The sequence below is a fragment of the Acidovorax sp. KPB24-07 genome, from assembly GCF_057543315.1.
Genome location: NZ_BAAJYS010000371.1, coordinates 1 through 3,217, shown reverse-complemented (window position 1 = coordinate 3,217; position 3,217 = coordinate 1). Strand labels below are relative to the sequence as shown.

Here is a 3,217-nt window from a genome sequence, read left to right as displayed (position 1 = left end):
GCGACACGGGCAGCTGCGCCCCCGGCAGCGGCCAGGTCGCCCGGCGCACGGCATAGCCGTCCATGGCGCTGTTGTCATGGGGCGGCACCTGCAGCGGCGAGACGGCCGCCACGGCCAGCACGCGGCCATCGGCATCGAACGTGTCCACCGTGTCGGTGCCGGCCAGGGGCACGGCTTGGGCCAGCAGGTCGGCCAGCGCCTCGTCCAGGGGCTTCATCGGGGGGCGGGCGGCAGCGGGCATTCAGCGGACTCCAGGCGGTGGCGGAACATAGTGAAAGCGTGAACCCTGGGCGATCAGCCAGTCGGCCAGGGCATCGACCGGCCCGGCCCAGCCATCGAAGACAGGCAGCCCGGTGGGCACGGGCAGGCGGGCGGGGGCATCGGTCACCACGGCGACGACGAACGGGTCCTGCGGATAGCGCACGCTGCGCTCGGTGTCATCGGGCGACGGCGAGCGCCACACCTCCACCTTGGGCAGATCGCACTCCTTGAAGCCCTCCACCAGGGCCCAGTCCACCCGGTTGTCCAGCTCGGCCAGCAGGCCGTGCACGTCGGGCTCGGTGGGCTGGGCGAACTCGCGCATCAGCACCATCCGTCGGTCCGAAGCCGCCACCACCTCGAACGCCCCGGCCTCGCGGTGGCGCCAGGTGTCCTTGCCGGGGTGATCGACGTCGAACCGGTGGTGCGCGTGCTTGACCACCGACACGCGCTGCCCGCGCTGGCCCAGCGCCGGAATGAGCCGCTCGATCAGCGTGGTCTTGCCGCTGCCCGAGAAACCGGCAAAGCCCACCACCTTCATTGCGACCTCCTGAGATTTGCTATTAATTTAATATCAAAAGGGACAATAAGCACTAGGGCATCGGCCCGATTCGGCACAAAACCCGCCTGGAAGAACTCAGGCGCAGTGGCGGCTGATGTAGGCCTTGACCAGCACCACGTCGGCCGGCATGACCTGCACGCGCTTGGGCAGCGCCTCGATGCCCTCGAACTTGGCCGGCCGCTCGGGCGGTTGGCCCAGCGCCTCGACGATGGTCTCGGCGAACTTGATCGGCAGCGCGGTTTCCAGTACCAGCATCGGCACGCCGGGACGGATGTGCTCGCGCGCCACCTTCACGCCGTCGGCGGTGTGGGTGTCGATCGTCACGCCGAAACGCTGGAACGTGTCGCGGATGGTCGCGATGCGGTCTGCGTGCGTGCTCTTGCCGCTCACGAAGCCGTAGCGCCCCGCCGCTTCGGCGAAGGCTGGATCGCCGCTCAGGTCGAACGCGCCGTCCCGGGCCAGGGCCTCACCGAACAGCGCCTGTGTGCGGGCGCCGTCGCGGCCGAGCAGGTCGAACACGAAGCGCTCGAAGTTGCTCGCCTTGCTGATGTCCATGGACGGGCTGGAGGTCTCGTGCGTGTCGGCGCTGCCGCGCACGCGGTACACGCCCGTGCGGAAGAACTCGTCCAGCACGTCGTTCTCGTTCGTCGCCACCACCAGCTGGTCGATCGGCAGGCCCATCATGCGCGCCACGTGGCCCGCGCAGACGTTGCCGAAATTGCCCGACGGCACGGTGAAGCTCACCTTCTGGTCGTTGGTGTCGGTGGCCTGCACGTAGCCGGCGAAGTAGTACACCACCTGCGCCAGCAGGCGCGCCCAGTTGATCGAATTGACCGTGCCGATCTTGTACTGGCGCTTGAAGGCCAGGTCGTTGCTCACGGCCTTGACGATGTCCTGGCAATCGTCGAACACGCCCTCGATGGCGAGGTTGTGGATGTTCTCGTCCTGCAGGCTGAACATCTGCGCCTGCTGGAATGCGCTCATGCGGCCATGCGGGCTGGTCATGAACACGCGCACGCCCTGCTTGCCCTTCATGGCGTATTCGGCGGCGCTGCCGGTGTCGCCGCTGGTCGCGCCCAGGATGTTGAGCGTCTCGCCGCGGCGCGCCAGTTCGTATTCGAACAGGTTGCCCAGCAGCTGCATCGCCATGTCCTTGAAGGCCAGCGTGGGGCCGTTGGACAGGGCTTCGAGCCACAGGCTGTTTTCCAGGTGGCGCAGCGGCACGATCTCGCCGGTGCCGAACACTTCGGCCGTGTACGTCTTCTCGCACAGGCGCTTGAGATCCGCCGCGGGAATGTCGTCGATGTAGAGCGACAGGATCTGGAAGGCCAGCTCCGCGTAGCCCTGCTCGTGGTAGGCACGGCGCAGGCGGGTGAGCGCCGCGTCGTCGATCTGCGGGTAGCGCTCGGGCAGGTACAGGCCGCCATCGGGCGCCAGGCCCTCCAGCAGGATGTCGCAGAAATGCTTGCGGTCGGCGTGGCCGCGGGTCGAGACGTACAGCATCAGTTCAGCTCCTCCTTGCGGATGCGCGTGATGGGGCCCAGCACCGTGGGCAGCGCCTGCATCTGCGCGATGGCGTCGTTCATCGTGCCCTCGCGCGTGTCGTGAGTGAGGATGATGAGGTCGGTCTGCGTGGAACCCTCGCCGCCCACCTCGTCGGCCTCGCGCTGCAGCACCGCGTCGATGCTGATGCCGGCCGTGGCGAGCAGGCCCGTGACCTTGGCCAGCACGCCGGCCTCGTCGGCCACGCGCAGGCGCAGGTAGTAGCTGGTGACCACCTCGCTCATGGGCAGCACGGGCAGCGTGCCCATGGCCTGGTCGAGCGTGTGCGACTGGAAGGCCAGGTGCGGCACGCGGTGCTCGGGGTCGGCCGAGGCCAGGCGGGCGATGTCCACCAGGTCGGCGATCACGGCGCTGGCCGTGGGCTCGCTGCCGGCGCCCTTGCCGTAGTAGAGCGTGGTGCCCACGGCATCGCCCTGCACCACCACGGCGTTCATGGCGCCTTCCACGTTGGCGATCAGGCGCTTCGCGGGCACGAGCGTGGGGTGCACGCGCAGCTCCACGCCGTCGGTCTGGCCGGAGGCCGCGCCCGCGCCGGAGCGGCGCTTGGCGATGCCCAGCAGCTTGATGCGGTAGCCCAGTTGCTCGGCGTAGCGGATGTCGGCCGCGCCGAGCTTGGTGATGCCTTCCACATAGGCCTTGTCGAACTGCACCGGAATGCCGAAGGCGATGGCCGACATGATGGTGGCCTTGTGCGCGGCGTCCACGCCTTCGATGTCGAAGGTCGGGTCGGCCTCGGCATAGCCCAGTCGCTGCGCCTCTTTCAGCACCACGTCGAAATCCAGGCCCTTGTCGCGCATCTCGGACAGGATGAAGTTGGTGGTGCCGTTGATGATG

The 3,217-nt window shown here is 68.3% G+C and carries 3 protein-coding genes and 1 pseudogene; all 4 read right to left on the bottom strand.

Features of this window, described 5'->3' with window-relative positions:
* Nucleotides 1-241: pseudogene (locus AC27IQ_RS21135) on the bottom strand (molybdopterin molybdenumtransferase MoeA); the annotation flags it as partial.
* Nucleotides 242-799, bottom strand: coding sequence for a molybdopterin-guanine dinucleotide biosynthesis protein B (gene mobB / locus AC27IQ_RS21130; protein WP_487090666.1), 558 nt, complete (start codon nt 797-799; stop codon nt 242-244).
* A gap of 96 nt (nt 800-895) precedes the next feature.
* On the bottom strand, nt 896-2,323 hold the full coding sequence (thrC, locus tag AC27IQ_RS21125) for a threonine synthase (protein WP_272567933.1): 1,428 nt from the start codon (nt 2,321-2,323) through the stop codon (nt 896-898).
* On the bottom strand, nt 2,323-3,217 hold an 895-nt coding region (locus AC27IQ_RS21120), incomplete at its 5' end, for a homoserine dehydrogenase (RefSeq protein ID WP_487090665.1). The genes AC27IQ_RS21120 and thrC, both read right to left, overlap by 1 nt.